Origin of the sequence: Bradyrhizobium sp. 159 (genome assembly GCF_023073795.1) — a bacterium.
Lineage (GTDB): Bacteria > Pseudomonadota > Alphaproteobacteria > Rhizobiales > Xanthobacteraceae > Bradyrhizobium.
This window is the reverse complement of the sequence record NZ_JADPKE010000004.1, coordinates 1-1,380: the sequence shown is the minus strand read 5'-3', so window position 1 is coordinate 1,380 and position 1,380 is coordinate 1. Positions and strand designations below refer to the sequence as shown.

Sequence of the window (1,380 nt, the reverse complement as noted above, 5' to 3'; positions counted from 1 at the left end):
GCGGTGCTGGCCTCGGTCCGGCCGGGGGCCATCGTGCTCCTGCACGACGGGTGCCCTCCCGACGAGTTGGAACGCTGCCCTCACTCTGGTCGGCGCGACCAGACTGTGACGGCGCTCGCCCAGCTCATTCCAGCACTGCATGACCGTGGATTTGCAATCCGGTCGCTTCCTCAAACTCACTGAATAGATCAATTCCCATGAGCCTGCTTGCCACCATCAGCACCGTTGCTGTTGCCTCCTACGCGTTGCTCTCCAGCGTTCATAAGAGCGCGCAGGCGCTTTATGCGCTGCGAACCGACGCCTCACTGCCGCCGTACGACCCGGTCGACACCGATGCTCTGCCCAGCGTGGATGTCATCGTGCCCTGCTTCAACGAGGACCCCCGCACGCTGGCCGCCTGCCTGAAGTCTCTCGCAAGCCAGGACTACCCAGGGCGATTGCAGGTCTATGTGGTCGATGACGGCTCGGCAAATGTCGCTGCAGTGGCCCCGGTCCATGGGAGCTACGCATATGACCCGAGGTTCAACGTCATTCTGCTGCCAAGCAACGTTGGAAAGCGCAAGGCGCAGATCGCAGCGATACGCCGGTCGTTCGGCGATCTCGTGCTCAACGTCGATTCCGACACGGAAATCGCCAGCGACGTGGTCAGCAAACTCGTACGCAAGATGCAGGATCCAGCCGTCGGCGCGGCCATGGGGCAATTGACGGCCAGCAACCGGAACGACAGCTGGCTGACCCGATTGATCGACATGGAGTACTGGTTGGCTTGCAACGAGGAGCGCGCGGCGCAGACGCGCTTTGGTGCCGTCATGTGCTGCTGCGGGCCGTGTGCCATGTACCGCCGCTCCGCGCTGCTGTTGCTGCTGGACCAGTACGAGACGCAGTTCTTCCGGGGAAAGCCGAGCGACTTCGGTGAGGACCGCCATCTGACCATCCTCATGCTCAAGGCAGGGTTTCGAACCGAGTACGTTCCGGACGCCATCGCCGCCACGGTGGTCCCGGACAGGCTCTTGCCGTATCTGCGGCAACAGCTCCGCTGGGCGCGGAGCACTTACCGCGACACGCTGCTGGGTTTGCACCTGTTGCCCGCCCTGGACCGGTACCTTACGCTCGACGTGCTCGGACAGAACCTCGGGCCGCTGCTGCTCGCCATCTCATCGATTGCCGCGCTCGCTCAGCTCGCGCTCACCGGCACCGTGCCCTGGTGGACCGGTCTGACCATCGTCGCGATGACCATGATTCGATGCGGCGTGGCGGCCCTTCGTGCCGGCGAGCTTCGATTTATCGGCTTCTCGCTCCACACCCCGATCAACATCTTCCTCCTGCTCCCGATGAAAGCCTATGCGCTCTGTACCTTGAGCAACAGCGACTGGCTCTCGC

1 protein-coding gene and 1 pseudogene are annotated in these 1,380 nt (G+C 63.3%); both read left to right on the top strand.

Annotated elements, in window-relative coordinates:
• Nucleotides 1-183, top strand: a pseudogene (locus IVA96_RS00485) (chitooligosaccharide deacetylase NodB); the annotation flags it as partial.
• 14 nt (nt 184-197) lie between these two features.
• The coding region (gene nodC / locus IVA96_RS00480) for a chitooligosaccharide synthase NodC (RefSeq protein WP_247414904.1) at nt 198-1,380 on the top strand (1,183 nt) is incomplete at its 3' end.